Annotated in this window: 23 protein-coding genes and 1 pseudogene; 10 read left to right on the top strand and 14 right to left on the bottom strand. The window is 63.9% G+C overall.

Annotated features, from left to right (window positions below; all coding sequences use genetic code 11):
* From AB4Y32_RS24330 to AB4Y32_RS24315, 4 genes are all read right to left on the bottom strand, one after another.
* Complete coding sequence (locus tag AB4Y32_RS24330; protein ID WP_368723791.1) at positions 1-1,068, bottom strand: ABC transporter permease; 1,068 nt, start codon at positions 1,066-1,068, stop codon at positions 1-3.
* 46 nt (positions 1,069-1,114) lie between these two features.
* A complete protein-coding gene (locus AB4Y32_RS24325; RefSeq protein ID WP_368723790.1) occupies positions 1,115-2,677 on the bottom strand; it encodes a sugar ABC transporter ATP-binding protein in 1,563 nt (520 codons plus the stop codon).
* Positions 2,674-3,321, bottom strand: coding sequence for a DUF2291 family protein (locus AB4Y32_RS24320; protein WP_368723789.1), 648 nt, complete (start codon positions 3,319-3,321; stop codon positions 2,674-2,676). Before AB4Y32_RS24320 ends, AB4Y32_RS24325 begins: the two co-directional genes overlap by 4 nt.
* 139 nt (positions 3,322-3,460) lie before the next feature.
* Entirely contained in the window at positions 3,461-4,399 is a 939-nt protein-coding gene (locus AB4Y32_RS24315; protein ID WP_368723788.1) for a D-ribose ABC transporter substrate-binding protein, read from the bottom strand.
* A gap of 303 nt (positions 4,400-4,702) precedes the next feature.
* On the opposite strand from AB4Y32_RS24315, the gene AB4Y32_RS24310 reads away from it, so the two are divergent.
* Positions 4,703-5,026 (top strand): ArsR/SmtB family transcription factor, encoded by a 324-nt coding sequence (locus tag AB4Y32_RS24310; protein WP_368723787.1) that lies wholly within the window; start codon positions 4,703-4,705, stop codon positions 5,024-5,026.
* Positions 5,027-5,118: 92 nt separating this feature from the next.
* Entirely contained in the window at positions 5,119-6,180 is a 1,062-nt protein-coding gene (locus tag AB4Y32_RS24305; protein ID WP_368723786.1) for an alkene reductase, read from the top strand.
* 104 nt (positions 6,181-6,284) lie between these two features.
* On the opposite strand, the gene AB4Y32_RS24300 is transcribed toward AB4Y32_RS24305, so the two are convergent.
* Positions 6,285-6,815, bottom strand: a complete 531-nt coding sequence (locus tag AB4Y32_RS24300) for a GNAT family N-acetyltransferase (protein WP_368723785.1) — start codon at positions 6,813-6,815, stop codon at positions 6,285-6,287.
* 144 nt (positions 6,816-6,959) lie between these two features.
* Between AB4Y32_RS24300 and AB4Y32_RS24295 the strand changes: the two genes are divergently transcribed.
* Together AB4Y32_RS24295 and AB4Y32_RS24290 are read left to right on the top strand one after the other, a co-directional pair.
* Entirely contained in the window at positions 6,960-7,571 is a 612-nt protein-coding gene (locus AB4Y32_RS24295) for a LysE family translocator (RefSeq protein ID WP_368723784.1), read from the top strand.
* Between the two features lie 40 nt (positions 7,572-7,611).
* The gene (locus AB4Y32_RS24290) at positions 7,612-8,754 is read left to right on the top strand and encodes an FUSC family protein (RefSeq protein WP_368723783.1); all 1,143 of its coding nucleotides are present in this window, start codon (positions 7,612-7,614) and stop codon (positions 8,752-8,754) included.
* A gap of 44 nt (positions 8,755-8,798) precedes the next feature.
* On the opposite strand, the gene AB4Y32_RS24285 is transcribed toward AB4Y32_RS24290, so the two are convergent.
* Together AB4Y32_RS24285 and AB4Y32_RS24280 are read right to left on the bottom strand one after the other, a co-directional pair.
* Positions 8,799-9,107: a helix-turn-helix domain-containing protein gene (locus AB4Y32_RS24285; RefSeq protein ID WP_368723782.1), complete on the bottom strand. Its 309-nt coding sequence runs from the start codon at positions 9,105-9,107 to the stop codon at positions 8,799-8,801.
* Between the two features lie 50 nt (positions 9,108-9,157).
* On the bottom strand, positions 9,158-10,582 hold the full coding sequence (locus AB4Y32_RS24280; protein WP_368723781.1) for a PLP-dependent aminotransferase family protein: 1,425 nt from the start codon (positions 10,580-10,582) through the stop codon (positions 9,158-9,160).
* Between the two features lie 293 nt (positions 10,583-10,875).
* Between AB4Y32_RS24280 and AB4Y32_RS24275 the strand changes: the two genes are divergently transcribed.
* The gene (locus AB4Y32_RS24275) at positions 10,876-13,197 is read left to right on the top strand and encodes an FdhF/YdeP family oxidoreductase (protein ID WP_368723780.1); all 2,322 of its coding nucleotides are present in this window, start codon (positions 10,876-10,878) and stop codon (positions 13,195-13,197) included.
* Between the two features lie 40 nt (positions 13,198-13,237).
* On the opposite strand, the pseudogene AB4Y32_RS24270 reads toward AB4Y32_RS24275, so the two are convergent.
* Positions 13,238-14,092 (bottom strand): annotated as a pseudogene (locus tag AB4Y32_RS24270) (NmrA family NAD(P)-binding protein); the annotation flags it as partial.
* Positions 14,093-14,242: 150 nt separating this feature from the next.
* On the opposite strand from AB4Y32_RS24270, the gene AB4Y32_RS24265 reads away from it, so the two are divergent.
* The gene (locus AB4Y32_RS24265) at positions 14,243-15,175 is read left to right on the top strand and encodes a LysR family transcriptional regulator (protein ID WP_368723779.1); all 933 of its coding nucleotides are present in this window, start codon (positions 14,243-14,245) and stop codon (positions 15,173-15,175) included.
* A gap of 19 nt (positions 15,176-15,194) precedes the next feature.
* Here AB4Y32_RS24265 and AB4Y32_RS24260 read toward each other — a convergent pair whose 3' ends face one another.
* Positions 15,195-15,623 carry a hypothetical protein gene (locus AB4Y32_RS24260; protein WP_368723778.1) on the bottom strand — a complete coding sequence of 143 codons (429 nt, stop codon included), beginning with the start codon at positions 15,621-15,623 and terminating at the stop codon, positions 15,195-15,197.
* Between the two features lie 256 nt (positions 15,624-15,879).
* On the opposite strand from AB4Y32_RS24260, the gene AB4Y32_RS24255 reads away from it, so the two are divergent.
* Positions 15,880-16,788: a glutamate/aspartate ABC transporter substrate-binding protein gene (locus AB4Y32_RS24255; protein ID WP_368723777.1), complete on the top strand. Its 909-nt coding sequence runs from the start codon at positions 15,880-15,882 to the stop codon at positions 16,786-16,788.
* Positions 16,789-16,963: 175 nt separating this feature from the next.
* Positions 16,964-17,185: a hypothetical protein gene (locus AB4Y32_RS24250; protein WP_368723776.1), complete on the top strand. Its 222-nt coding sequence runs from the start codon at positions 16,964-16,966 to the stop codon at positions 17,183-17,185.
* 31 nt (positions 17,186-17,216) lie between these two features.
* Here the strand turns inward: AB4Y32_RS24250 and AB4Y32_RS24245 are convergent, their stop codons facing one another.
* Positions 17,217-18,140, bottom strand: a complete 924-nt coding sequence (locus tag AB4Y32_RS24245) for a recombination-associated protein RdgC (protein ID WP_368723775.1) — start codon at positions 18,138-18,140, stop codon at positions 17,217-17,219.
* A gap of 173 nt (positions 18,141-18,313) precedes the next feature.
* Here AB4Y32_RS24245 and AB4Y32_RS24240 point away from each other — a divergent pair, with 173 nt between their 5' ends.
* Positions 18,314-20,383 carry a putative bifunctional diguanylate cyclase/phosphodiesterase gene (locus AB4Y32_RS24240; protein ID WP_368723774.1) on the top strand — a complete coding sequence of 690 codons (2,070 nt, stop codon included), beginning with the start codon at positions 18,314-18,316 and terminating at the stop codon, positions 20,381-20,383.
* A gap of 67 nt (positions 20,384-20,450) precedes the next feature.
* Here the strand turns inward: AB4Y32_RS24240 and AB4Y32_RS24235 are convergent, their stop codons facing one another.
* From AB4Y32_RS24235 to dapA, 4 genes are all read right to left on the bottom strand, one after another.
* On the bottom strand, positions 20,451-20,903 hold the full coding sequence (locus AB4Y32_RS24235; RefSeq protein ID WP_368723773.1) for a polymer-forming cytoskeletal protein: 453 nt from the start codon (positions 20,901-20,903) through the stop codon (positions 20,451-20,453).
* Between the two features lie 57 nt (positions 20,904-20,960).
* Positions 20,961-21,362 (bottom strand): hypothetical protein, encoded by a 402-nt coding sequence (locus AB4Y32_RS24230; RefSeq protein WP_368723772.1) that lies wholly within the window; start codon positions 21,360-21,362, stop codon positions 20,961-20,963.
* Positions 21,355-22,530: a M23 family metallopeptidase gene (locus tag AB4Y32_RS24225; protein WP_368723771.1), complete on the bottom strand. Its 1,176-nt coding sequence runs from the start codon at positions 22,528-22,530 to the stop codon at positions 21,355-21,357. The genes AB4Y32_RS24230 and AB4Y32_RS24225 overlap by 8 nt, the downstream gene beginning before the upstream one ends.
* Before the next feature lie 312 nt (positions 22,531-22,842).
* Entirely contained in the window at positions 22,843-23,706 is an 864-nt protein-coding gene (gene dapA, locus AB4Y32_RS24220) for a 4-hydroxy-tetrahydrodipicolinate synthase (RefSeq protein WP_368723770.1), read from the bottom strand.
* Between the two features lie 421 nt (positions 23,707-24,127).
* Between dapA and AB4Y32_RS24215 the strand changes: the two genes are divergently transcribed.
* Positions 24,128-25,420: an aspartate carbamoyltransferase gene (locus tag AB4Y32_RS24215; RefSeq protein WP_368723769.1), complete on the top strand. Its 1,293-nt coding sequence runs from the start codon at positions 24,128-24,130 to the stop codon at positions 25,418-25,420.
* Positions 25,421-25,454: the final 34 nt, after the last annotated feature.

Genomic DNA, 25,454 nt, shown 5'->3' with positions numbered 1-25,454 from the left:
TCATGCTCCCGTCGCGGCCTGCTTCTGCAGCGCGAAACGCTGCTGCACGCGGCGCTGGATCTGGTCGACGACCACGGCCGCGACGATAACGACGCCCTTGATGACCGTCTGCCAGAACGCACTGACGCCCATCATCACGAGCCCATCGGACAGAATGCCGATCACGAAGGCACCGATGATCGTGCCGCCGATCTTGCCGCGCCCGCCCGACATCGACGTGCCGCCAAGCACGGCCGCCGCAATCGCGTTGAGTTCGAATGTCTCGCCGCTCATCGGATGCGATGCGACCAGTTCCGACGAAATGATCAGCCCGACAATCGCCGCGCACAGCCCCGAGAACATATAGACGAACATCTTCACGCGGTTCACGCGCACGCCGGACAGTTGCGCCGCGCGCTCGTTGCTGCCGATCGCGTAGATCTGCCGCCCGAGCGGCGTGCGTCCCGCGATATACGCGGCGATCACGCCGACCACGACGAGCAGCCAGATCGTCAATGGAATGCCGAGTATCGTCGCGCTGCCGAGAATCGGGAAACCCGTCGTGCCGTAATCGGGATTGCCCGTGAGGTTCGGAAACGTCTCGCCGCCCGATGACAGCAACGCCGCACCGCGCGCGATATACAGCGTGCCGAGTGTTGCGATGAACGGCGCGACATTCAGACGTGTGATCAGCAGCCCGTTGATCGCGCCGACTGCGACGCCCGTCAGCAGCGCGACGACGATCGTTTCGGGCACGCTCAGATACAACGTGTATTCGTCGCCGATCGGAATGCCATGCAGGATCAGCCCGCCCGCCACCATGCCCGACAGCCCGACAATCGAGCCGACGGAAAGATCGATGCCGCCCGCGACGATCACGAACGTCATGCCGATCGCGAGAAACGCGTTCAGCGCGACGTGCCGCGACATGATCAGCAGGTTTTCGATGCTCAGAAAGTTGTGCGCCGCGAACGAGAAAAAGATCCCAACGGCAAACAGCGCGATGAACGTGCGCAGCTTGAGCAGCAGCAGAAGCGGTGCTTCGCCGATGCTCGCGCCCGGTGCCTCGCCCTTGATAGCCATCGTCATGAATAGTCTCCAGTGTATTGCTGGATCAGCTTTGATTCGTGCCGCGTCAGGCTGCGGCGCGTTGTTCGGGTGCAGCCGTGCGATGTCCAACGGCAGAGGCCGCGACAAGCGCATCCTGCGTCGCTTCTGAGGCGTCGAACTCGGCCGTCACGCGCCCGTTCGACATCACCAGAATGCGGTCGGACAGCGCCATCACTTCTTCGAGATCGGACGTCACGAACAGAATGCCGAGCCCCTTCACGGCGAGATCGCGCATCACCTTGAAGATGTCGGCCTTCGCGCCGACGTCGATGCCGCGACTCGGTTCGTCCATCAACAGCACCTTCGGCGTCGTCATCAGCGCGCGCGCGATGATCACCTTCTGCTGATTGCCGCCCGACAGCGAACTGACGGGCAGCCGCCAGTCAGCGACCTTGATCGCGAGATCGCGGATGTATTGCGTGATCGAACGCTGCTCGCGCTGCGTGCTGATATGAAATGCGCGCGCGAAATCGGTGAGGCTGGAGATCGTCATGTTGTCGCCGATGGAGAGAATCGGCAGCAGCGCATCGGCCTTGCGGTCTTCGGGAATCAGCGCGAGACCTTCCGCGACGCGGCGCGCAATCGGCTTGCCGGCGAGCGGCTTGCCGTCGAGCACGATATCGCCCGTCGCATGCGGATGGCAGCCGAGAATGCACTCGAACAGCTCGGAGCGCCCCGCGCCCATCAGCCCGTAAATGCCGACGATTTCGCCCGCATGAAGCGACAGCGACACGTGATCGACGAGCAGTCCGCTGCCCTTGCGCGGCAGCGACACGTCGCGCACCGTCAGCACTTCGGCGCCGCGCTCGTGACCGATGGGGCGCGAGAAATCCTTCGTGTCGCGGCCGACCATCTGACGCACGATCCACGGCACGTCCACCTGCGCCATCGGCTGGTTGCCGGTGATGCGTCCGTCGCGCAGCACGGTGATGTAATCGCCGATACGGATCAGCTCTTCGAGCCGGTGCGAGATATAGACAATCGCGACGCCATGTGACTTCAGGTCCGCGATCACCTGAAACAGCACTTCGACCTCTGCCGCGCTCAACGCCGACGTGGGCTCGTCGAGAATCAGCACGCGCGCATCGTGAGCGAGTGCCTTCGCAATTTCGACGAGTTGCTGCTGGCCGATACGCAAATCTTCGACGAGCGTATCGGGGCTCACGTCCAGTTCGAGACGCTTGAGCAGTTCGCGCACCTTGCGCCGCTGCGCGTGGGCATCGATGTCGATACCCGCGCGCGTGATCTCGTGCGCGATGAACACGTTCTCGGCGATCGTCAGGTTCGGGAACAGATTCAGCTCCTGAAACACGATGCCGATGCCCTGTCGCAACGCATCCGCGCTGCTCGTCAATTCGATCGGCTTGCCGTCGAGCAGCAGCCGCCCGGTGCTCGGCTGTTCCGCGCCGGCGATGATCTTCATCAGCGTCGACTTGCCCGCGCCGTTCTCTCCGACCAGCACATTGACGGCCGCGCGCCGCACCGCGAAGTTGACCTTTTTCAGCGCGACCGTACCGGGATAAACCTTCGTCACGCCTTCGACGTGCAGGATCACGTCGTCGCCTTCCACTGCGCTCGCCTTGCTCATGACTGGCCTCCCAGCGCGACGGCGAGCGGCACGATTTCGGGCTGATCGGCTGACGAATCGTACGAGAACGCACCCGTCACCGTGACGGGCTTGCCCTTGAGCGCATCGCGCGGCAGCGGCTTCATCACATGCGTGGCCGCGTAGCTGTTCAGCGCGGTGCCGAACTGCGCGTATTCGATCTGATTGCGAAAGCTCGTGAACGAGATGAAATCGAGCGTGTCGCGCAATGTCGTGCCGAGCACGGTCGGACCGATATCGACGATCACATCGGCCTTGCCGTCGCCGTCGATATCGATGCCTACGGTGCCCTGGCTCGATTGCGTGTCGACGTCGACGATAGTGCCGTGCAGCTTCGTCGGGAAATTCCACGGCGCGCCGTCGTCCTTGCCGCGATAGCCGTATTTCTTGCCCGCCGCGTCCGGGTCCGCCTTGATCGCATCGCGTAGCGTCGCGTAGTCGGTCGCGCGCTTCTCGACGTCGGGCACGATCTTCGTGCTCCACATCGACGCGACCATCGCGTTCGGATCGTAGCCCGCCGACGCATACGCATCGCGTGGATTCTTCGACGCCTGCGCGTCGTGTTTGACCAGCTTGCAGCCTTGCAACGCCCCGCTCGCGGCAATGACGACGATCGCCGCGTACATGCAACTTCTCATGGATGACCTCACGGTACGCCGGATGAGAAAAACTGAAGTCTGCTGACGATTGCGGATTCAACCGGTGATGCGAACCGGGATAAAGCACGGGGATGCGCGCGGCATCCCCATCAGGCGAAGCGATGAATCAGCGCAGCGCGAACATGTCGAGCTTGCCGGCGTTCGCCTTCGTGATCAGCGAGCAGTTGATCAGCTGCTTTTCGGGTTTGCCCGTCGAACCCGTCTTCATGTACTTGTCCGCCTGGTCGACGGCTTCCGTCGCGGCCTGCGCGGCGGGTTGCAGCACGGTCGCGCGAATGTCGTTGCGCATGATCGCATCGCGCACGTCGTTGCTGCCGTCGAAGCCGACGACGATAACGTCGGAGCGCTTCGCCGCCTTCAGCGCGGCGGATGCGCCCATCGCCATCGTGTCGTTGCCCGCAATCACGCCCTTGATGTCGGGATGGCTCTGCAGGATCGTTTCCATCACGCGATACGCTTCCGTCTGACTCCAGTTCGCCGATTGCCGCTCGACCATCTTCATGCCCGAGAACTGGTCGATCACGTCGTGATAGCCCTTCGAGCGGATGCCGGCATTGATGTCCGCCTCACGTCCGACGAGTTCCACATAGTTGCCCTTCTCGCCCAGCGCCTTGACGAACGCGCGCCCGCCGAGTTGCGCGCCCTGATAGTTGTTCGACACGATCTGCGACACGGCGATGCCCGTCGCGTTGATTTCACGATCGATCAGAAACGATGGAATGCCCGCGGCTTTCGCTTTTTTGACGGCGGCAATCGACGCTTCCGAACCGGCGTTGTCGAGAATGATCGCCTTCGCGCCACGCGCGATCGCGGTATCGACGAGATTGGACTGCTTGTTCGCGTCGTCGTCGTGAACGAGGACGATCGTGTCGTAACCGAGCGCCTTCGCGCGCGCGTTCGCGGTATCGGCTTCGGCCTTGAAGAACGGATTGTCATGCGAGGGGGTAATGATGGCGATCAGGTTCGCCGCCTGCGCGGCGCCGCTTGTGCCGACGACCGCCAAGGTGGTCAACGCGAGCGCGAGCCACCGCTTCGATGCTTTCATCGTTTTGTCTCCAGTCTGGTTAAACGCCTGTGCACTGCCTAAAACCAGTCGACGGTCTCTTTGCCGCTAACTTCTACTCATCACATGTGCCGTCATGAGGTCATCATACCAGCTATCGTTCAGTCGACAAGGAGAATCACGTCAGGGTTTTCGCCTACGTTCACCTATCACCCCCATTGAACGTAGGGCCTTGCGAGCATATCGAGAAAATACGATATAAGATTCGTCCCATAGCGATGCAGATGCCGACTTCCCGGCGAGAGACTCTGCCCGCCGTTTGTCGTCTCGTTTGCCATACGATTCATGAGCACGAAGCCTAACCCGAAGACCATCGATATCGACGCAATCCACAAGGCGCTGGCGAACCCGGCGCGCCGCGCGATTCTTGCGAAGCTGCGCGAACCGGAGAAGTACTTTCCGGACCAGGAGCTTTCGTACGAACACGGCGTTTGCGCAGGCCAGTTCGACGCGTGCTGCGCGTTGTCGCAGTCGACCACGTCGGCGCACCTCGCCGCGTTGCAGCGCGCCGGGCTGATCACGTCGAAGCGCGTGGGCCAATGGGTTTTCTTCAAGCGCAACGAAGCCGTCATTGCGGCGTTTCTCGCGCACATGAACGCGGATCTCTGACGGGCGCTCATGCGTGTTCGCGCATCTTCGCTTATCTCCGATGCAGTTTTGACACATACACACGGGCCTGTTGCCCGCAAGGATTGGACGTTATGCCGACTCTTTTCGACCCGCTGCAGATTGGCGATCTAACACTGAAGAACCGCATCGTGATGGCGCCGCTCACGCGCCAGCGCGCCGGCAAGGTGCGCGTTCCGAATGCGCTGATGGCGAAGTACTATGCCGAGCGCGCGAACGCCGGACTGATCCTCTCCGAGGCGACGTCCGTGACGCCGCAAGGCCTCGGATACGCAGACACGCCCGGCATCTGGTCGGACGCACAGGTGGAAGGCTGGAAGCTCGTGACGGACGCCGTCCACAAAGCGGGCGGCAAGATCTTCCTGCAGCTGTGGCACGTGGGCCGCGTGTCGGACCCGATCTTCCTCGATGGCGAACTGCCCGTCGCGCCGAGCGCGATCGCACCGCAAGGACACGTGAGCCTCGTGCGTCCGCAGCGTCCATTCGTGACGCCGCGTGCGCTCGACATCTCGGAGATTCCTGGCATCGTCGCCGCGTATCGCAAGGGCGCGGAGAATGCGAAGAAGGCGGGCTTCGACGGCGTCGAAGTGCACGGCGCGAACGGCTATCTGCTCGACCAGTTCCTGCAGGACAGCACCAACAAGCGCACCGATGCATACGGCGGCCCGATTGAAAACCGCGCGCGCCTGCTACTCGAAGTGACGGACGCGTGCATCGACGTATGGGGCGCGGATCGTGTCGGCGTGCACCTCGCGCCGCGCGGCGACGCGCACACGATGGGCGACTCCGATCCGGCCGCGACGTTCGGCTATGTCGCGCGCGAACTCGGCAAGCGCAAGATCGCGTTTATCGCCGCACGTGAAGCGGTCAGCGACGATCGACTCGGCCCGCAACTGAAGAAGGCATTCGGCGGCGTCTATATCGCGAACGAAAGCTTCACGAAGGACAGCGCGCAGAAGTTGCTGGACGCGGGCGACGCGGATGCCGTCGCGTGGGGCAAGCTGTACATCGCTAATCCCGATCTCGTGCGCCGCTTCGAACTGGACGCGCCGCTCAACGAGCCGGTCCCCGCGACGTTCTACGCGGAAGGCGAAACGGGCTACACCGACTATCCGGCATTGGAAGCAGTGAACTGATGCTTCAGTTGCACGCGCAAGCGCAATAGCGGGTAGCAGCGAAAACGCGGCCGGAACAGTTCCGGCCGCGTTTTTTCATCTCGGGCGCTCTGCTACTGGCAGCATCAGTCGACGGGCTTCACAGCGCGACGCATGAACACGCGCTTCGTTTCATCGACGCCACGCGCAATCCGCAGCGCGCGAATACGCTTCAACGCCGCATCGAGCTCGTGGTCTTCCAGTACGCTGAAACCGAGCCGCCCATAGTACGGCGCATTCCAGGGCACATCGCGGAACGTCGAAAGCACAAGGTGCGTCGCACCCCGCTCGCGTGCGCGTGCGTCGACGCGATCGAGCAAGCCCGCGCCGATGCGTCGCCCCGCATGCTCCGGCAGCACGTCGAGTGCTTCGACGTAAATGCACGCGCGCAGCATCGCGAACATCACGAAGCCGACGCATGCGCCGTCGCACTCCGCGACGATCACCTCGGCGGCGCGCACCTTCTTCAGCACGAACGGCGCATCCATCGGGCGCGCAGCCGCAATGCCCGTCAGGCCGACGCTCACGAAACGCTGCGCGGCCTCGTACTCGACGAAGCGAATCGACGCGACATCGTCGGGCACGGCGGGGCGGTAACGGACAGCGGACGCTTGCATCGGGCTATGGGGTTGCATACGACTGTTGCAGGTGAACGGTTGCGTACGAACGGACATATTGACATCACCGGCCCTCGCAAAACAACACGCCCGTCTCGCCGATATAATGCCCAGCACGACAGCACGCTTGTCAGGAGTCGCTCGATGGCACTTTCAGGTCTTCTCGTCTTTGCGCTCGCGCTGATCGTCGCGGCGGGCTCTCCCGGCCCGAGCATCGCGGCGCTCGTCGCGCGCGTGCTCACCAACGGCTTGCGCGACGTGCTGCCCTTTCTCGCCGCGATGTGGCTCGGCGAAGCGCTATGGCTCACCTGCGCGGTGGCCGGGCTTGCCGTCGTCGCGCGTACTTTCGCGCTCGTCTTCATCGTGCTGAAGTTCGCGGGCGTCGCCTATCTGCTGTTCCTTGCGTGGAAGATGTGGCTCGCGCCCACCGACGTCCACGAAAGCACGCTGCCGAGCGGCCAGTCGCCGTGGCGCATGTTCGTCGCGGGCATGATGGTCACGCTCGGCAACCCCAAAATCATGGTGTTCTACCTCGCGCTCCTGCCGACCATCATCGACCTGTCGCGCGTCGGCACGCTCGCCTGGCTCGAACTCACGCTGACGATGCTCGCCGTGCTGATGACCGTCGACTTCGTCTGGGCGCTGCTCGCCGTCAAGGCGCGCACGCTGCTGACGAGCCGCCGCGCCGTGAAGGTCGCGAACCGCGCCAGCGCGACGATGATGGCGGGCGCAGCGGCCGCGATCGCGACGCGCTGATTTTCTTTCTTCCGCACAGAGCCTGCGCATGCGCGCCCACATGTTCAAGCAAACGGGCCGCGACGCGCTGCTCGCACTCGGCCGCGAGCTCAAGGCCTGGAAACCCTCGGCCGAGCGCGCACTGTTCGGCATCGAGGCGATGATCTCAGTCGTGCTGTCGGTGGCACTCGCACATCTGCTGGATCTGCCGAACACGTGGTGGGCCGCGATCAGCGGATTCGCCGTCATGCAGACGCGCTTCTCCGCGTCGGCCGAACGCGCGCTGCATCGCGTGCTCGGCACGATACTCGGCGCCCTGCTCGCCGTGCTCGCCGGGCCCGTCATCGGCGATCGTCCGTGGCTCTTCGTTCCCGTGCTGGGCGTGATCGGCGGCGTGTGCGTGTATCGCGCGAACGGCTCGTCGGCGTCGTATGCGTGGGTGCTCGGCGGCGTCACGTCCGTGATGGTCCTGTATCAGGCGCACGAACTGCTCAGCTTCGGCGCGACGACGTCTTTCGCGTTGCTGCGCGTCGCCGAAGTGTGCGTCGGCACTTTCGCGTGCCTCGTCGTGTCGGGCGCGTTTCATCTCGGCATCCGCTGGTACGAGCGACGCCGCCCCACATCCAATGTCGTGGCGGCGGCCGCCGCATCCGCCGACGCGGAGCGCCCCACGTTCGAAACGCTGCGCCACGCGCGCATCGTGCTCGCCGTGCAGGCGGGTATCACCGTATCGATCGTCGCCGCGCTCACCTATGCGCTCGCGCTGCCGGGCTTCGCGCAGGCGCTCGTGACGGCCATTGCGGTGCTGATCCTGCCGCCCTCTTCGCTCGTCGTGCGCTCGCAAAAGCCCATCGCCGACAAGATGGTGCAACGCGTGGTCGGCTGCCTGATCGCGGGCGCTGTCGGCATTGCGTTGCTGCCGCTGATGCACGGCCAGATCGTGCCGTGCCTGATCGCGCTGGCGGCTGGCGTGTGGGCGGGCTGTCACGTGCAGACGGGCAAAGAGGGCGCAAGCTACATCGGCCGGCAATTCACGATCGCGTTCATCATGGTCTTCGTGCAGGATCGCGCGTGGTCCGCCGATCCGCATCCCGCGCTGCTGCGGCTATCGGGCATCCTGATCGGCATCGCGATCCTCACTTGCGTGATGCTCGCCGCCAGCCGCTTCTCTTTTCTGCCGCAGTCAGAAGAGGCCACGCCCTGAGCGCGACGCTTTATGCGTTCACCGCTCGCATTCACGACTAGCATTCACGGCTCGCCGAACAGCGCCTCGCAAAGCTCTAGCCCTTCGGCCGTCAGCGCCGCAGAGCCGCGCCCTTCCTCGTCCATCTGCGCGTCCACGACGCCCGCCGACTGCAACTGCGTCAGATAGCGCCGCAGCGCGCTCACTGGCAGATCGGCACGCTTGCTGAGCTTCGCGAGCGACCATGATTTGCCGGACGATTCGCGCGCCGCTTCCCGCAGCAGCATCAGCAGCTGCTCGACCATGGGATCGAGTTCGCCGTCCTCGTCGGTGTCGTCGCAGTGCTTGTCGTGTGCCGGGTCATTCGGGTTCAAATCGAATCTCCTCTGGTCCATCTGTGGTCCATTATTCACTGATCCATTACTCATTGCCGCAAGCTCGCGGCCGCCAGCTTGCCGATCGTCGCCAGCGCGCGTTCGATTTCCGGCGACCATGCGTAACTGTAATTCAAACGGATGCAATGACTGTACCCGTTGGTCGTCGAGAACATATAGCCCGGACCGACCGTGATGCCGTGCTCCAGCGCTAGCTTGTACAGCTGCATCGAATCGACGCCGCGCGGCAGCTCGACCCACAGCACGTAGCCGCCCATCGGATGCGACACGCGCGTGCCTTCGGGAAAGAAGCGCGTGACCATCGCCGTCATCAGCCGCGCGCGCTGCGCAAAGCCCTTGCGCAGCCTGCGCAGATGATGCTCGTAGCCATCCTGTTTCAGATATTCGGCGATCGCGAGCTGCGGAATCGACGGCGTCGTCAGCGTATTGAGGAACTTGAGCTTCTCGACCTGCTCGCGATAACGCCCCGGCAGCGCCCAGCCGATGCGGTACGCGGACGTCAGCGTCTTCGAAAACGACGCGCAATGCAGCACGAGCCCTTTGCGGTCATAGTTCTTCAGCGCGCCGGGATGCACGTCGCCGAAATACAGTTCGTGATAGACGTCGTTCTCGATCATGGGCACATCGTGCCGCGCGAGCAGCTTGACGAGTTCGCGCTTTTTCTCGTCGGGCATCTGGAAGCCGAGCGGATTCTGGAAGTTCGGCATCACCATGCACGCGGCGATGCGGCGCTTGTCGAGTATCTGCGCGAGCGCGCCGAGATCGATGCCCTCGCGCGGATGCGTCGCCACTTCGATCGCGCGCATGCCCATGCGCTCGATCGCGTGCAGCATCGCGTAGAACGTCGGCGACTCGACGGCCACCGTGTCGCCCGGCTTCGCGACCGCTTGCAGACACAGATTGATCGCCTCGGTTGCGCCGACCGTGACGACGATCTCGTTCGGATCGACGGCGATGCCGTTCTCCAGATAACGCCGCGCGATCTGGCGGATCAGGTCGGGATTGCCCGGCGGCAACTCGTCGGTGACGCCCCATTGCGTCTTGCGCCGGCCGACCGCGTGCGCGTAGCGGTTGATCTTCTGGAACGGAAACAGCGCGGGATCGGGATATGGCGAACCGAGCGGCACGGCCTCGTCGCTGCCGATCGAGCGCAGCGTCGACAGCACGAGCCGGCTCACGTCGACCTGCGCGGACACGGCAATCGGCTTCGACATGTCCAGTTCCTGCACGGGCGCGGCGTCGTTCGCGCCGAGCCGCACGAAATAGCCGGACTGCGGGCGGCTCTGGATGATGCCCTTGCTCTCCAGCAGCAGGTACGCGCGCAGCACAGTCGTGATCGAAATCTGCCGATGCTGGCTGGTCTGCCGCACGGAGGGCACGCGTTCGCCCGGACGGAACACGCCGCGCCTCACCTGCCCTTCGATCTCCTTCGCCAGTTCTTCGTAGAGCTTCAACGGATGCCTTTGACGTGAGCGCGGCCGCCGTGCGTCGAACGCATGACGGGCACGCGCGATGAATGAACCGCGCAAGACGAGCGGCACAAAACGCGCAAATCACATGAACCGCGTGAACCGCGTGAACCGCTATTGTGCGCGCCGACCGCCTTATGAGCACAGTTCACTGAGATTTATCATTTTCGCCGATAACAGTCGAAACTGTACTCTTTTTCTTTCGCGCATTGTGTACACGCCGGCTACCTGTGATCCCCACTACGCTTTCATCAACATCTAGCACCACCGGACGCATCATGGACAAGACCACCAAGCCGGCCCGCATCGAACCGTACACAGGACCCGCCGCCGGATGGGGCGCGCTGAAGTATGTGGCGATCAACCTGATCAAGGAAAAGGTCGCGGGCGGCAACTACAGGACGCTGTTCAGGCAGAACCAGCCGGACGGCTTCGACTGCCCGGGCTGCGCGTGGCCGGACCGGCAGCATGCGTCGACCTTCGAGTTCTGCGAGAACGGCGTGAAGGCCGTCGCGGCGGAAGCGACCACCAGGCGCGTGACGCCCGAATTCTTCGCGCAGCACACGGTCGACGAGCTGATGAAGCAGGACGACTACACGCTCGAACAGCACGGCCGGCTTACTGACCCGATGGTGTTCGATCCGTCGACGGACAAGTACAGGCCGATTTCATGGGACGACGCGTTTCAACGGATCGCGAAGCATCTGAAGGGACTCGACAGCCCTCATCAGGCCGCGTTCTATACGTCGGGGCGCGCGAGCAACGAGGCCGCGTTCCTGTACCAGCTGTTCGTACGCATGTACGGCACGAACAATTTCCCCGACTGCTCGAACATGTGCCACGAGGCGACGAGCCGCGGCCTGCCCACGACCGTCGGCATCGGCAAGGGCACAGTGACGCTCGATGACTTCGAGCACGCCGATACGATCCTGATCTTCGGCCAGAACCCCGCGACGAACCACCCGCGCATGCTCGGCGAACTGCGCGAATGCGCGAAGCGCGGCGCGACCATCGTTTCGATCAATCCGTTGCGCGAACGCGGGCTTGAACGCTTCGCGAGCCCACAGCACGTCGCGGACATGCTGTCGCCAGCGGGCGTGAAGATCGCGTCGACGTTCGTCCAGCCGAAGATCGGCGGCGACTTCGCGCTGCTCAAGGGCGTTGCAAAGCGCGTGCTCGAACTGGACGATGCCGCGATCGAACAGAACGCGGAGCGCGTGCTCGACGTCGCGTTCATCGAAGAGCACACGGCAAACTTCGAAGCGTTCGCCGCCGATCTGCGCGAAGAAAGCTGGGACGCGCTCGTCGAAGAATCGGGCGTCGCGCGCGAAGACATCGAAGACCTCGCGCGCATCTACGCGAGCGGCAAGCGCGTGATCTCGACGTGGGGCATGGGCCTCACGCAGCACAAGAACTCGGTGGCGACGGTCCACATGCTGTCGAACCTGATGATGATGCGCGGCAATATCGGCCGCCTCGGCGCGGGCCTGTGCCCTGTGCGCGGCCATTCGAACGTGCAGGGCAACCGCACGGTCGGCATCGAGGATAAGCCGACGCAGGAATTTCTCGACCGCCTCGGCACGGTGTTCAATTTCGAGCCGCCGCGTATGCACGGCTACGATGTCGTCGAAACGATCGAAGCGATGCTCGAAGGCCACGTGAAGGTGTTCATCGGACTGGGCGGCAACTTCTCGATTGCGACGCCCGACACGCCGCGCACATGGGAAGCGTTGCGCGCGTGCGATCTGACCGTGCACATCACGACGAAGCTCAACCGCAGCCATCTCGTGCACGGCAAGGACGCACTGATCCTGCCTACGCTCGGGCGCACCGAAATCGACCTGCAAAACGGCGTCGCGCAAGGCGTGACCGTCGAGGACTCGATGAGCATGGTGCATGTCTCGTACGGCATGAACAAGCCTGCTTCGGAGAACCTGATGTCGGAGACGCGCATCGTCGCGCAAATCGCGCACGCGACGCTCGGCAGCAGGAAGGTCGACTGGCTCGCCTATGCGAACGACTATGCGAAGATTCGTGACGCGATCGAATGGTCGATCGACGGCTTCTACGACTACAACAAGCGCATCGCGAAGCCGGGCGGTTTTCATCTGCGCGTCGCTTCACGCGAGCGCGACTGGAAGACGGATACGGGCAAGGCGAATTTCGTCGTGCATCAGATTGAACGCGACACGCCGATCACGCGCGCGCGCAAGCTGCATGGCGAACGCGCGATGACGCTGATGACGACGCGCTCGCACGACCAGTACAACACGACGATCTACGCGCTCGACGATCGCTATCGGGGCGTCTACAACCAGCGCCGCGTCGTGTTCGCGAACGCCGCCGATATCGCGATGCTCGGCTTCAGACCCGGCGACTGGGTCGACATGGAAACGGTCTGGGATGACGGCATCGAGCGCCGCGCAGAGCGCTTCCTGCTCGTCGAGTACGACATTCCGCGCGGCTGTCTCGGTGCTTACTACCCGGAGACGAATCCGCTCGTGCCGTTGTCGAGCGTCGGCGATGTGTGCAACACGCCGACGTCGAAGTCGATCCCCGTGTTGCTGCATCCGTCCGCTGCGCCTGCTGCAGGCGCGTGACGAAACTGCGCAACAGGGCAGGCCGGTTACTCAACGCCGAGCGCTCAACCAGTTGGCGGATCACGGTTTCCACCGTCACGCTGCCCTTCAGCGACGACGCGGGCGCCTCGAATTCGATCCAGCCTTCGTTGAAGCCGTCGAGCATCTGCATGCGAGGCAGCGGGTTTTGCATTCCTTGCGCGCGAAAGAGCGCTTCCCATTCGCCGCGCGGCACGATCTGCGTGCGCACCGGCCTGTCGAGCGCGCTCGCGAAGGCGGCCGCGATTTCATCCGGCGTCACGCGGCGCGGGCCTTCGAGTTCCACGACGCGCGCGCCCGTCCACGTGTCCTGAAACAGATGCGCGGCGACGCGGCCGATGTCGTCGGTGGCGACCATCGGCACGGGCTTGTCGAGCGGTTGCAGAAACGCGGGGATCATGCCCGACGTGCGCGCCGGCTCGACATCCCATGCGCAATTTTCGAAGAACCAGGCAGCGCGCAGAAACACCACGGGCACAGGCAGCGTGCGGAATTCCTGCTCCATGATGCCGAGCTGATTCAGCAGATTCGGCTGCGCGGCTTGCGCGCCGATTGTCGACAGCACGACGACGCGCGATGGCTTCGCAGCGTTCAGCGCCGCCCGCAACGCCGCGATATTGCGGCGCGACTCCGCGAAATCCGGCGACGGATCGAACACGGGCGGCAGCAGCACGAACACGCCCTCGGCGCCTTCGAACGCGCGGCGCAGCGCCGCTTCGTCATCCATCGCGGCGAGCGCCACTTCGCAGCCGCGCGCGGCCCACGGCGCGCCCTTCTCCGCGCTGCGCACCACCGCGCGCACCGGCTTGCGCTGCGCGAGCAGCGTGTGCGCGACCACGCCGCCGACCTGACCCGTAATACCCGTAATAGCGAACATCAGCACACTCCCGTTCAATTGAAAATGCTTGCGACGGGATGCATTGTGGTCGCCGGTAGCGCTTTACACGATGACATGAATATCATTTGACTCATGACACAATGGCATCGTGAGCAACGTCACGCGTGACACGAAAGAGAGGAGCGCACGATGTCCTTCGACGAACGTATTCTCAACGGCATGGGCGTGCTGACGGCGATCGTCGACAGCGGGTCTTTCGCGGGCGCGGGCGAACGGCTCGACATGTCGCAGTCGGGCGTGAGCCGCTCGGTTGCGCGGCTCGAAGCGCGGCTCGGCATACGTCTGTTCGATCGCACGACGCGCACGGTCACGCTGACCGACGAAGGCCGGCGTTTCTACGAGCAGATCGTGCCGCTGCTGGGCGGGCTCGAAGAAGCAGCGGCCTCGGCGGCGGGCGGCGCGACGGCCGTGCGCGGACGGCTGCGCGTGAACGTCGATCCGTTCTTCTCGAAGATCGTGCTGAGCCCGCAAGTGGGCCGGTTCGTCGAACGCTATCCGGAACTCAATCTCGATCTGATCACGCGCGACCAGTTGGGCGACATGATCGCCGACGGCTTCGATCTCGCCGTGCGTTTCGGCGAGCCGCGTCCGTCGACGCTCGTCGCCCGCAAGCTGCTCGAAACGCGCATCGTGACGGCCGCGTCGCCCGGCTATGTGAAGAAGTATGGGCGTCCGCTCAAGCCAACCGATCTGGAGCGCGAGCCGCACAACTGCATCCACTATCGCGACCCGGAAACGGGACGTCCGTTCGTATGGGAATTTCATCGGCCGCGCAAGAAAATCGTCATCGCGGCGCGCGGCCGACTGGTGGTCAACGATGTATCGACGATGCACGGCGCGTGCCTCGCGGGACACGGCATCGCGCAGATCATGGCGCTCGGCACGCAGCCGCTGTTCGACAGCGGCCGTCTCGTCGACCTCTTTCCCGATTGGCCCGACGAGCGCTTTCCTCTCTACGCGCTTTATCCGTCGCGGCGTCATCCGTCGGCGAAAGTGCGCGCGTTCCTCGACTTCATCGTGAAGATCACGGGCTCTGCGCTCGCCGATACGCCGTGGTACTGAAGCGTCGGCGAGCGCCGGCTCATTTGCCGTTCTTCGCCCGCGCCTGCTCGGCGATCGCCTTGTAGTCGTAAGTCGGGTAGAACTCGGTGTGATAGCCGCCCCACGCGGTTTCCTCGATCGCGCGGTTCACTTCGCGCAGCCGGTTGGCGGGCACGCGCAGCGTGACGACCTGGCCGACGCCCATCATCACGTACCACGACACGACCTCGATGCCCGGCGGCGGAAACGCCTTGTAGAAACCCTGATCGGCAAGCTCCTGGTTGATCTTCGGCAGCGGCTTCGACTGATCGTGCTTGAGGAAGATCGTCAGCAGGAACGTGCCGTCGGCGGCGGGCGCCGGCGGCGGCATCGCGCCGGCGTTCGCCTGCGCGGCGGCAGGCAACGGAGCCATCGCGGCAAGCACTGTCATCAACGTGACTCCTGCAATCCATTTGCGAACGGCGTGCATCGGTTTCCTCCCTGGTTTAGATGGAAAACGGAACGGCAGATTTAGCGTCGTCGCATTGATCATGCCATCGCGATCCGCGTGCACGCATGACCGCGCGCTCCTGGTGAACGGGCGGACGTCCGCGGCATTAAGGGTTAAACATATGTTGCAATTGATTTTGTTGTGGCAACATCTGTGAACAACCGTTCCGGACCCGCCGAACCGTGCGGTTCGCCCGTCCAAAACCGACCGATCCAGATTAAACAGGGGACTTGCAATGAAACGACTGAACTCGCTCGCGCTGGCCTTGTGCGTCGCGGCGACGTGCCTCACTTCCGCAGCGAATGCCACGGCGCAGGAATCGCAGCCCACGCTCACCAAGATCGAGTCCGCCAATCTGATCGCCATCGGCCATCGCGAGACGTCGGTGCCGTTCTCGTATGTCGATTCGAACAATCAGGTGATCGGCTTTTCGCAAGACCTGTGCAACAAGATCATCGACGCGGTGAAAGCCAAGACGCACAAGCCCAACCTTCAGGTGCGCTTCATTCCCGTGACCTCGCAGAACCGCATTTCGCTGGTGCAGAACGGCACCGTCGATCTCGAATGCGGCGTGACGACGAACCTGACGTCGCGGCAGAATCAGGTCGCGTTCGGCGACACGTTCTTCGTTGCGACCACGCGCTTGCTCACGCGCAAGGACTCGGGCATCAAGGACTTCCCCGATCTCGCCGGCAAGACGGTCGTGACGAACCAGGGCACGACGTCCGAGCGCATTCTGCGCAAGATGAACGAGGACAAGAAGATGAACATGCAGATCATCAGCGCGAAGGACTACGGCGAAGGCCGCATGACGCTCGAGACGGGTCGCGCCGTCGCGTACATGATGGACGACGTGCTGCTCGCAGGCACGCGCACGCTGACGGCGAAGCCCGCGGACTGGGTGATCGTCGGCACGCCGCAATCGTCCGAAGCATACGGCTTCATGCTGCGCAAGGGCGACCCGGAATTCCTCAAGGTGGTCGACGAGACGCTCGCGCACGTGATGAAGAGCGGCGAGATCAACGCGATGTACGACAAGTGGTTCATGAAGCCCGTGCCGCCGAAGAACATGAACTTCGATTTCCCGATGAGCGACAACCTGCGCACGCTCTACAAGAATCCGAACGACAAGGCTTTCGAATAACGCCTGTCTCCAAGGCTCGCTAAAGACTCACTGAAGGCGCGTCGGAGGCCTTTCCAGCCGCCCTTGCAGGCGGCTTTCAGGCCGATCCGGCGCGCCGCTTGCGTAGAGCCGATTGCATGCTGCCGGAGTAGAATTGAACGAATCGAAACTCGTGACGATCTGCTCCGGAACTGCAATGACATCGCCCCCGCCCAACGAGGAACACAAGCGCTGGAAACCGTCGCCCATGCTGCTGAACGTCCTCACCGCGCTGATCGGCATCGGAACACTGTGCGCCGGAATCGCCTGGCTCGTGTATAGCTGGTTCGTCGATCTCGAAGTGCCCTACTTCGCCATTCCGCTCGTGTTGTGCGTGCCCGTCATCGTGGCCGTCACGTTCAGGAATATGTTCGACTGAAGGGGTTCGGTTCGCGCGAACCCCTGGCTGATTACGCCGCCTTCGCGGACGCCAATCCCTCATCGAGCTCGCCGCCGAGCGCATCAACAATCCCTTCCAGCAACTTCGCGAGCTCCCCTGTCATCAACATGACATCGGAATCGAACTGCTCGTCGTCGTTGAGCGCGGTCGGATCGGCGGCTTCCTTGATCACGTCGAGGGGCGTCACGCGCTTGATCGTCAGCGACGGTGTCAACACAAACGACACGCGGTCGTTCCATGTCATCGCAAGCCGCATGCACTGCTTGCCCGCTTCGATATGGCGGCGCATGTCGTCCGCTTCGAGCGCGTGGCCGACGTAGCGCACCGTCGCGTTGCCTTCGGCGGGCGAGCGCAGTTCCGTATCCTGATCCAGCGTGAAATTGACGGGGCCCTCGCCTGCCAGCAGCCAGTCCGTCATCGCGGAAACGGGCGCCTGCGCGACGCGCACGCTGCCGATCGGCAAGCGGTCGACTGACTTGACCAGCAGCCCGAGCACATCGTCGCCGAGCGCCTGCGACGCTGCATCGATCACGAGCCAGCCGTTGACGGTGTCGATCCACACGCGCGTGTCGCGCTGGATGCTGAACGCGCGCGGCAGCAGCTCGTCGGTGACTTGCTCCTTCAGATCGCGCATCTGCTTGCGGCCGGGCTTGAAGCCCTGCTGCTCCTCGAGTTCCAGTGCGCGCGCCTTCGTCACCTGCGTCACCACCGATGCCGGCAGCAGTTTCTTTTCCGCGCGGAACGTGAGCAGCATCTGCTTGTTGATCGCGTAGACGAGCGAGCCGTCGTTGCGCGCCGACGCCCAGCCCTGGCGCTGCACCTCGACGCTATTGGCAGGCTGGAACGCATGCGGCGCGAGCCATTTTTCCATTTGCTCGACGCTCACATTCCACGGAGCGGGAAGACGGTGAAGCTGCAGATTCTTGAACCACATGGCGAGAACGGGCAAAAGCGCGTCATTCTATATGACGGCGGGTTTCCCCGTTGGGGTTTGCCCGGATCACGTTGCGAGAGCGTTTTCGAATCGGCCTTTTGAACTTGTACTCAATTATTTAAGAAATTTGCCGTTAGCCCGTCGTGGGAACATTCCTTTAGCAACGGATCGACATGCAGAGCACTTACAACCTGGGTCTGGTCGCCGTGTCGCTCGCTGTCGCAACGCTTGCGTCGTACACGGCACTCGATCTCGCCGGACGCATCTCGACGATGACCCGCGCGCACCTGCGCCACCTGTGGCTCGCGGGCGGCGCGGCCGCAATGGGCACGGGCATCTGGTCGATGCACTTCATCGCGATGCTCGCGTTTTCACTGCCGATTCCGCTCGGCTACGACTTCGCGATCACGGGCTATTCGCTCGGCATCGCAATCGTCGTGTCTTATTTCGCGCTTTATCAGGTGGCGCGCCCCGCCCTGTCCGTCAAGCGGCTCGTGACGGGCGGCGTGCTGATGGGCTTCGGCATTGCGGGCATGCACTACACCGGCATGGCCGCGATGCAGATGCAGCCGGGCATTCACTATCGCCCGTCGCTGTTCGCCGCGTCCATCGCGGTCGCGATCGTGGTTTCCATCGCGGCATTGTGGATCGCGCATTCGTTGCGCGACGCGCGCCAGCATCGCGTGCTGGCCAAGCGCATCGGCGCAGCGGGCGTCATGGGCCTCGCGATCACGGGCATGCACTACACGGCCATGGCCGCCGCCGACTTTCTGCCCGGCTCGATCTGCGGCGCGGCGCACGGCGTCAACGCGCAGTGGCTCGCGACCACGATCATGCTGTTCACGTTCGCGATTCTGATCGTCGCGCTGATCCTGTCGCGCTTCGATGCGCGCACCACGTTCCTCGCGGGTTCCGTGTCTTCGCTGAACAGCCAGATCGTGCGCCTCGCCACCTATGACACGCTCACCGACCTGCCGAACCGCCGCACGCTGAGCGAGCGCATCGAGCGCGCGATCGTCGTGTCGAAGTTCACGGGGCGCAGATTCGCGATCCTGTTCATGGATATCGACGGCTTCAAGACGATCAACGATTCGCTCGGCCACGCGTACGGCGACGAAGTGTTGAAAGCGTTCGCTCACAACCTGCTGCAATGCGTGCGCGGCGTCGATACCGTATCGCGGCTCGGCGGCGACGAGTTCGTCGTGCTCGCCGAAAACCTCCGCACGCCGCAGGACGCGGCGAAGATGGCCGATACCGTGCTCGATCGGATGCGCAAGGGCATCGACACGGCCGACCAGACGCTGCAGATCATGCCGAGCATCGGCATTGCGCTCTATCCGCAGGATGGCGATTCCGTCGACGAGTTGCTGAAGCACGCCGACGCCGCGATGTACGAAGCGAAGCGCGGCGGGCGCAGCGCGTATCGTTTCTTCGAAGCGCACATGAACGAAGCAGCAATGCGCACGCTGAAGATTCAGAGCGCGCTGCACGAAGCGCTCGACAGGGGCTATTTCTCGCTGCACTTCCAGCCGAAGTTTCGCGGCGACAGCGGCGACGTGGCAGGCGCGGAAGCGCTCATTCGTCTGAATCACCCGGAGCTTGGCGCGCTCGCCCCGTTGGACTTCATCCCGATCGCCGAACGCTCGGGGCAGATCGTGCAGATCGGCTATTGGGTGCTGCGCGAGACGTGCCGCCACATACGCGGCTGGGAAGCGTCAGGCCTGCCGTCGACGAAGGTTGCGATCAATCTGTCGCCCCGGCAGATGGCGCAGCCGGATCTCATCGAGAAGATGCTGGACATCGTGCACAGCGAAAACATCGATTGCAGCCAGATCATGTTCGAGATCACCGAATCGGTCGCGATGCAGGACGCGGCGAGGACGACCGACATGATCCGCGAATTCCAGAACAGCGGCTTCGAAATTTCAATCGACGATTTCGGCACCGGCTATTCGAGCCTCGCCTATTTGCAGCGCTTCCGCGTGAAGCAGCTGAAGATCGACCGTTTCTTCACGAACGGGCTCGACGCACACGGCCATGAAGGCAGCGCGATCGTGCAGGCGATCATTGCGCTCGCGCACTCGCTGGAAATGGACGTGGTCGCGGAAGGCGTCGAAACGGCGTCGCAACTCGACAAGCTCAAGGACCTGCATTGCGACGAGATGCAGGGCTTTCTGCTCGGCAAGCCGCTCACGGCCGACGCATTCAGCGATCTGCTTCAGCACCGCATGACGGCTGCCTGATTCGCGCTTGCGTGTGGCTTGCCGCTTTGGGCCGCGAGCGAAATGCCGCAAGCCTTTGCAGAAAATCTTATTGATCGGCGGCTTGCGGTTCGTGGCCCGCTTGCGGCGCATGCGTCGTCGCGTGATCGACGTACGGGCTCGTTACTGCAGGCGTCACTTCGCGGCGAGTCAGTTTGCCGTCGACGGACGCGCCGACATCCATCCGCAGTTGCTGGTAGTGGATGTTGCCCGTGATATGCGCGTTCTCCTGCAACTCGACGAAGTGATCGGCGATCACGTCGCCCGTAATCGTGCCGTTGATGATCACGTCGTAGCCGTACACGTTGCCCGTGATCGAGCCGCGATTGCTCAGCACCAGCAGCGTCTCGCATCCCGCCTTGCCCGCGACGTTGCCTTTCACATGACCGTCCATGCGCAGGCCTTCGCTGAACTCGAGGTCGCCCGTGATGTACACGTCGTGCGCGATCAAGGTGGCCAGTTTGTTCTGGGTGACGCCGGGTGACTTCTTCTTGCTGAACATGATCGATATCGGATTGAGGTTGAGAACGCGCCGGGCCGCGGCGCGCAGCGCGCCGCACTAACGGCGCGAATGACTCTGGCCTTGCAGGAACAGCACCTGAGCCTTGAGCCGGCCGACTTCGACAGCGAGTGCGTCGGCCGACTTCTGCACCGCCGCGCGCGATGCCGCTTCCTGTTTCAGCGCAAGTTGCGCGCGCGTCAGCGCATCCTGCATGTCGTCGCGCGAAGCCGGCGTCGTCGGCGTCGCGCATGACGCGTGCGTCGCCGCGATGTGCATGTCGTACCCGCGCACCGCCGCTCCGCCCGCCGCGACGCACGCGATACATGCGATGCAGGCAAGCGTCCGCGTCGCGATTTGGGCGGCCCGCGAGCGCACGGGCTGCAGCACGTATGCGCGCTGCGTGATGCCGCGCCCGCGCGGCCTGCGCAATGGAAGCAATGAGCCGATACGATCAGCCATGAGACGGCTCCATGAAAAGCGCGAGATAGTCGGCGGGATCGACGGGCGCGCCGTTGACCAGCACCTCGAAGTGCAGATGCGGTCCCGTCGAACGGCCCGTCGAGCCGACGTCGGCGATATGCTGGCGCGGCAGCACGAGATCGCCTTCCTGAACGACGAGGCGCGATGCGTGTCCATAGCGCGTGATCAGGCCGTTGCCATGATCGATTTCGATTGCGTTGCCGTAGCCGCCCTCAGGTCCCGCGTGGATCACGCGGCCGCCCGCCGCGGAGAGAATCGGCGTGCCTGCCATCGCGACGAGATCGACACCCGGATGAAAGCTGAGGTGACGCGTGAACGGATCGACGCGATTGCCGAACGGCGAGCCGAAGTGCGCGCCGTCGACGGGCAGGCGGCCCGGGAACGACTCCCAGTTCGCGACGTGCATCGTCGTTTCCTGCTCCAGCGCGGCGAGCGTCGCGACGAGACAGCCGATCTGCTGATGAATCGCGACGGCATCGCGCGTCCGTTCAGACGTCAGCTCGTCGCAGCGGCGCGGCGGCAGCGACGGACCGCCTTCGCCCGTCATCACGGCGGCGTCGCTGGCCTTGTCGTTCTTTGTTTCGCCGGGTTCGCCGGGGGACGCGGGATTGTCGTCGCTGCCCTCGCCCGCTTTTGCGCGGACTTCGCTGGCAGTGCCCCGGCCCATGGCGTCACGGCCGCTGACCGCTCCGCCCGTCTTCCCCGCGCCCTTCATGGCCCGCGCGCGGTCCGCCTTCTTGCCGGCGCCGTCGACGATCACATCGTCGCCGAGCAGATCGCTTGCGGAAAGCGCCGGCGACGCGAAGACGGGACGCGGCAAGGTCTTGATCGTCTTCAGCCGCGTTTCGAAATCGTGCAGCGTCGCGACCTGCGATGCGAGCCGCATCAGACGCGGCTGCATCTGTTCGATTGCCGCATTCAGCTTGCCGAGTTCCGCGATCGTGTAGTCGCGCCGGACGCGGCTGTCGCCCGACTGCGCGGCGGCATCGCTCTGCGGCCACACGCGGCCGATCATCACGCCCGCCGTCAACGCCAGCGCGGAACTGCCGCATGCGACAAGCACCGCGATCGCGAACGCCGTGCGCCGCGTGACGAAACGCACCGCGCCGTTCGCCAGGTCACGCCCCGTGCCCCAGATGAACGACATCAGAACGCGCCCCTCGTCGCGCTCTCGTCCCGACGCGGCGCGCGCAAGCGACGCGATTCATGAACAATCGGCGGACACACGATGAATTGCACAGCGGGTGGCACGGTGAAGCGATGAATCAGCATACGCAGGATGACGAATCGATCTGAGTGTGACGAAAGGCGGGTGGCGCGAATTATCACGCCGCCCGCCAAACGCACATCTCAAATTGGACGGCATCGGATTCGTCGCAGTCCGACGCCAGGCCCGCGATTCGCGCGATGCGCAGCGTCAAGGCAAGCGAATTGCAATCCGGCGAGCGTCACATGCCCGTCATCGTACGATCATGTTCGCCAATCGCTCGCGCAAGGCTTCGCTCGCACGCGTCATCGGCGCGCGCAGCTCGTTTTCGATCAGGCCCAGCGCGGCGAGCGCCGCCTTCACGGGCGCGGGATTCGGCTCGGACGTCAGCAGGCGGATCAGCGGCACGAGCGCGTGAAAGAGCGCGCGGCCTTCGTCGATGCACCCCGCCTTCAGCGCGCGGTCGAGCGCGACGAAGCGCTCCGGCCATACATGCGCGGACGCCGCGATCGCGCCGCTGCCGCCCATGCAGAGCGTGTCGAAGATGCGGATGTCGTCGCCGGCGAGCACCTGCAGGCGGCCGTCGAGTATCAGCGTGTGCGTCGTGTCGAGCGAGCCCCCGCAATCCTTGACGGCCCGAATGCGCGGATGCGCGGCGAGCGAGAGCAGCGTATCCGGCTCGATGCGCACGCCGGTTCGCGCGGGAATGTCGTAGAGCACGACGGGATGCTCGCTGGCGTCGGCGAGCATCTCGAAGTGCGCGGCGATGCCCGCTTGCGACGGCCGCACATAGTACGGCGCGGAGATCAGCAGCCCCGCGAGCGGCAGTGCGTTCAGGCGCAACACGCGCTCGCGCATGCTGCGCGCATTGTTGCCCGACACGCCGACGATCACGGGCAAGGTGCCACGCGCCGCATCGAGCGTGGCTGCGAGCACGGCTTCCTGCTCGTGCGCGTCGAGCGACGACGGCTCGCCCGTCGTGCCGAGCGCCACGATGCCTGCGACGCCCACTTCCGCGTAAAGCTTCAAGAGCCGGCGCAGCGCGTTTTCATCGACTGAGCCGTCAGCGGCAAACGGCGTGACAAGGGGAATCCAGATACCCGAAAAATTGGACATGACTTTTCTCGAACGCGACCGTATGGAACCGTTCAGCGGCGAGGAAGCAGTATGGGAGCGGGAGTTTGAGGACCGGGCTGATAGGACTGTTCCGTCGCACATCTGACGGAACAGCAGCTCCGGTCAGATGAGCGGCTGTTTTTTGGCTTTGGAAGCGGCGCATGCCTGCGCAGCGGCGACGCGCGCGAACACAGCGAGCGAAAGCGCGCTGGTTTCGAGACGATCGCGAAGGATTGAGGCCGTTTCCATGGACGGCAGTGTAACCGCAAAGCGGCGCGGTTTGCTGCCGGCTGTGCATTCGGCGTGCCGGGGCATCACACGCGCGGCGAATCGATACACGAATTTGCTTGACTTCCTCGCGCAGCGAACTAATATACGCACCGCGTATATCAACCAATCCCCTGACCAAAAGAGGCAGCCCATGAGCGTCCCGCAACAAGCCTTTCTCCGTGACGCGATGCGGCGTCTGAATCTCACGCGCGACGGCTTCGCGACGCGCATTGGCGTGTCGAAGCGCGCGCTCGACACGTGGCTCCTGCCCGACGATTCGCAGGAATCGCGGGCGATGCCGGAAATCGTCGAACGTTTCGTGTCAGAGATCGTCGTCAACGGGGCGCCGGCGGAAAAATATACGCAAAGCGTAGATTCGCAGTCGCTCGGCAGCCAGATTCTGTTCGAAGGCAAGCCGCAGCTGCTTTCCGTCGATCAGTTCTCGCGCGACGCCGTCGAGGCGCTGTTCCGCGTCGCGGACATCATGCAGCCTATCGCGCGCCGCCGGAAAATCTCGCGCGTGCTCGAAGGCGCGGTGCTCGGCAACCTGTTCTTCGAGGCCAGCACGCGTACCCGCGTGAGCTTCGGCGCGGCGTTCTGCCGCCTCGGCGGCTCGGTGTGCGATACGACGGGTTTCACGTTCTCGTCGATGGCCAAGGGCGAATCGATCTACGACACGAGCCGCGTGATGGCCGGTTACGTCGACGCGCTCGTGATCCGCCATCCGGAACAGGGCTCCGTGGCCGAATTCGCGCGCGCGACCAACATTCCCGTGATCAACGGCGGCGACGGCCCCGGCGAGCACCCGAGCCAGGCGCTGCTCGACCTGTACACGATCCAGCGCGAGTTCTCGCGTCTGGGCAAGATCGTCGACGGCGCGCATATCGCATTGGTCGGCGACCTGAAGTACGGGCGCACCGTGCATTCGCTCGTCAAGCTGCTCGCGCTGTATCGCGGCATCAAGTTCACGCTGATCTCGCCGCCGATGCTCGAAATGCCCACGTACATCGTCGAGCAGATTTCGCGCAACGGCCACGTGGTCGAGCAGACGCACGACCTCGCGAACGGTCTGCGCGGCGCGGACGTCGTCTACGCGACGCGCATCCAGAAGGAGCGCTTCGCCGACGAATCGTTTGAAGGCTACACGCCCGACTTCCAGATCAATCAGGCGCTCGTCGATACCGTGTGCGGCCCCGACACGCTGATCATGCATCCGCTGCCGCGCGACAGCCGCCCCGGCGCGAACGATCTGAGCACGGACCTGAACCACGATTCCCGCCTCGCGATCTTCCGCCAGACGGACAACGGCATTCCCGTGCGGATGGCAATTTTCGCGGTGCTGCTCGGCGTCGAGAAGCTAGTCCAGCATTCGATGCGCGATGCCGCGTGGCGTCCGCCTGCCTATCTCGGCCCGGACGATGCCGTGTTTCATGGCATCGACTGAGCGAACGCCCGGTCCGAAGAAAAACGCGCCTCGA

Origin of the sequence: Paraburkholderia phymatum (assembly GCF_040965635.1) — a bacterium.
GTDB classification, from domain to species: domain Bacteria; phylum Pseudomonadota; class Gammaproteobacteria; order Burkholderiales; family Burkholderiaceae; genus Paraburkholderia; species Paraburkholderia phymatum_B.
Note: the sequence above shows the minus strand (reverse complement) of the source record. Positions and strands in the feature narration are given on the sequence as shown.

Bases quoted from the DNA above. Each gene is read 5' to 3' on its own strand.
- AB4Y32_RS24330 (WP_368723791.1), bottom strand. From the start codon at position 1,068: ATGACGATGGCTATCAAGGGCGAGGCACCGGGCGCGAGCATCGGCGAA.
- AB4Y32_RS24325 (WP_368723790.1), bottom strand. From the start codon at position 2,677: ATGAGCAAGGCGAGCGCAGTGGAAGGCGACGACGTGATCCTGCACGTC.
- AB4Y32_RS24320 (WP_368723789.1), bottom strand. From the start codon at position 3,321: ATGTACGCGGCGATCGTCGTCATTGCCGCGAGCGGGGCGTTGCAAGGC.
- AB4Y32_RS24315 (WP_368723788.1), bottom strand. From the start codon at position 4,399: ATGAAAGCATCGAAGCGGTGGCTCGCGCTCGCGTTGACCACCTTGGCG.
- AB4Y32_RS24310 (WP_368723787.1), top strand. From the start codon at position 4,703: ATGAGCACGAAGCCTAACCCGAAGACCATCGATATCGACGCAATCCAC.
- AB4Y32_RS24305 (WP_368723786.1), top strand. From the start codon at position 5,119: ATGCCGACTCTTTTCGACCCGCTGCAGATTGGCGATCTAACACTGAAG.
- AB4Y32_RS24300 (WP_368723785.1), bottom strand. From the start codon at position 6,815: ATGCAAGCGTCCGCTGTCCGTTACCGCCCCGCCGTGCCCGACGATGTC.
- AB4Y32_RS24295 (WP_368723784.1), top strand. From the start codon at position 6,960: ATGGCACTTTCAGGTCTTCTCGTCTTTGCGCTCGCGCTGATCGTCGCG.
- AB4Y32_RS24290 (WP_368723783.1), top strand. From the start codon at position 7,612: ATGTTCAAGCAAACGGGCCGCGACGCGCTGCTCGCACTCGGCCGCGAG.
- AB4Y32_RS24275 (WP_368723780.1), top strand. From the start codon at position 10,876: ATGGACAAGACCACCAAGCCGGCCCGCATCGAACCGTACACAGGACCC.
- AB4Y32_RS24265 (WP_368723779.1), top strand. From the start codon at position 14,243: ATGTCCTTCGACGAACGTATTCTCAACGGCATGGGCGTGCTGACGGCG.
- AB4Y32_RS24260 (WP_368723778.1), bottom strand. From the start codon at position 15,623: ATGCACGCCGTTCGCAAATGGATTGCAGGAGTCACGTTGATGACAGTG.
- AB4Y32_RS24255 (WP_368723777.1), top strand. From the start codon at position 15,880: ATGAAACGACTGAACTCGCTCGCGCTGGCCTTGTGCGTCGCGGCGACG.
- AB4Y32_RS24250 (WP_368723776.1), top strand. From the start codon at position 16,964: ATGACATCGCCCCCGCCCAACGAGGAACACAAGCGCTGGAAACCGTCG.
- AB4Y32_RS24245 (WP_368723775.1), bottom strand. From the start codon at position 18,140: ATGTGGTTCAAGAATCTGCAGCTTCACCGTCTTCCCGCTCCGTGGAAT.
- AB4Y32_RS24240 (WP_368723774.1), top strand. From the start codon at position 18,314: ATGCAGAGCACTTACAACCTGGGTCTGGTCGCCGTGTCGCTCGCTGTC.
- AB4Y32_RS24235 (WP_368723773.1), bottom strand. From the start codon at position 20,903: ATGTTCAGCAAGAAGAAGTCACCCGGCGTCACCCAGAACAAACTGGCC.
- AB4Y32_RS24230 (WP_368723772.1), bottom strand. From the start codon at position 21,362: ATGGCTGATCGTATCGGCTCATTGCTTCCATTGCGCAGGCCGCGCGGG.
- AB4Y32_RS24225 (WP_368723771.1), bottom strand. From the start codon at position 22,530: ATGTCGTTCATCTGGGGCACGGGGCGTGACCTGGCGAACGGCGCGGTG.
- dapA (WP_368723770.1), bottom strand. From the start codon at position 23,706: ATGTCCAATTTTTCGGGTATCTGGATTCCCCTTGTCACGCCGTTTGCC.
- AB4Y32_RS24215 (WP_368723769.1), top strand. From the start codon at position 24,128: ATGAGCGTCCCGCAACAAGCCTTTCTCCGTGACGCGATGCGGCGTCTG.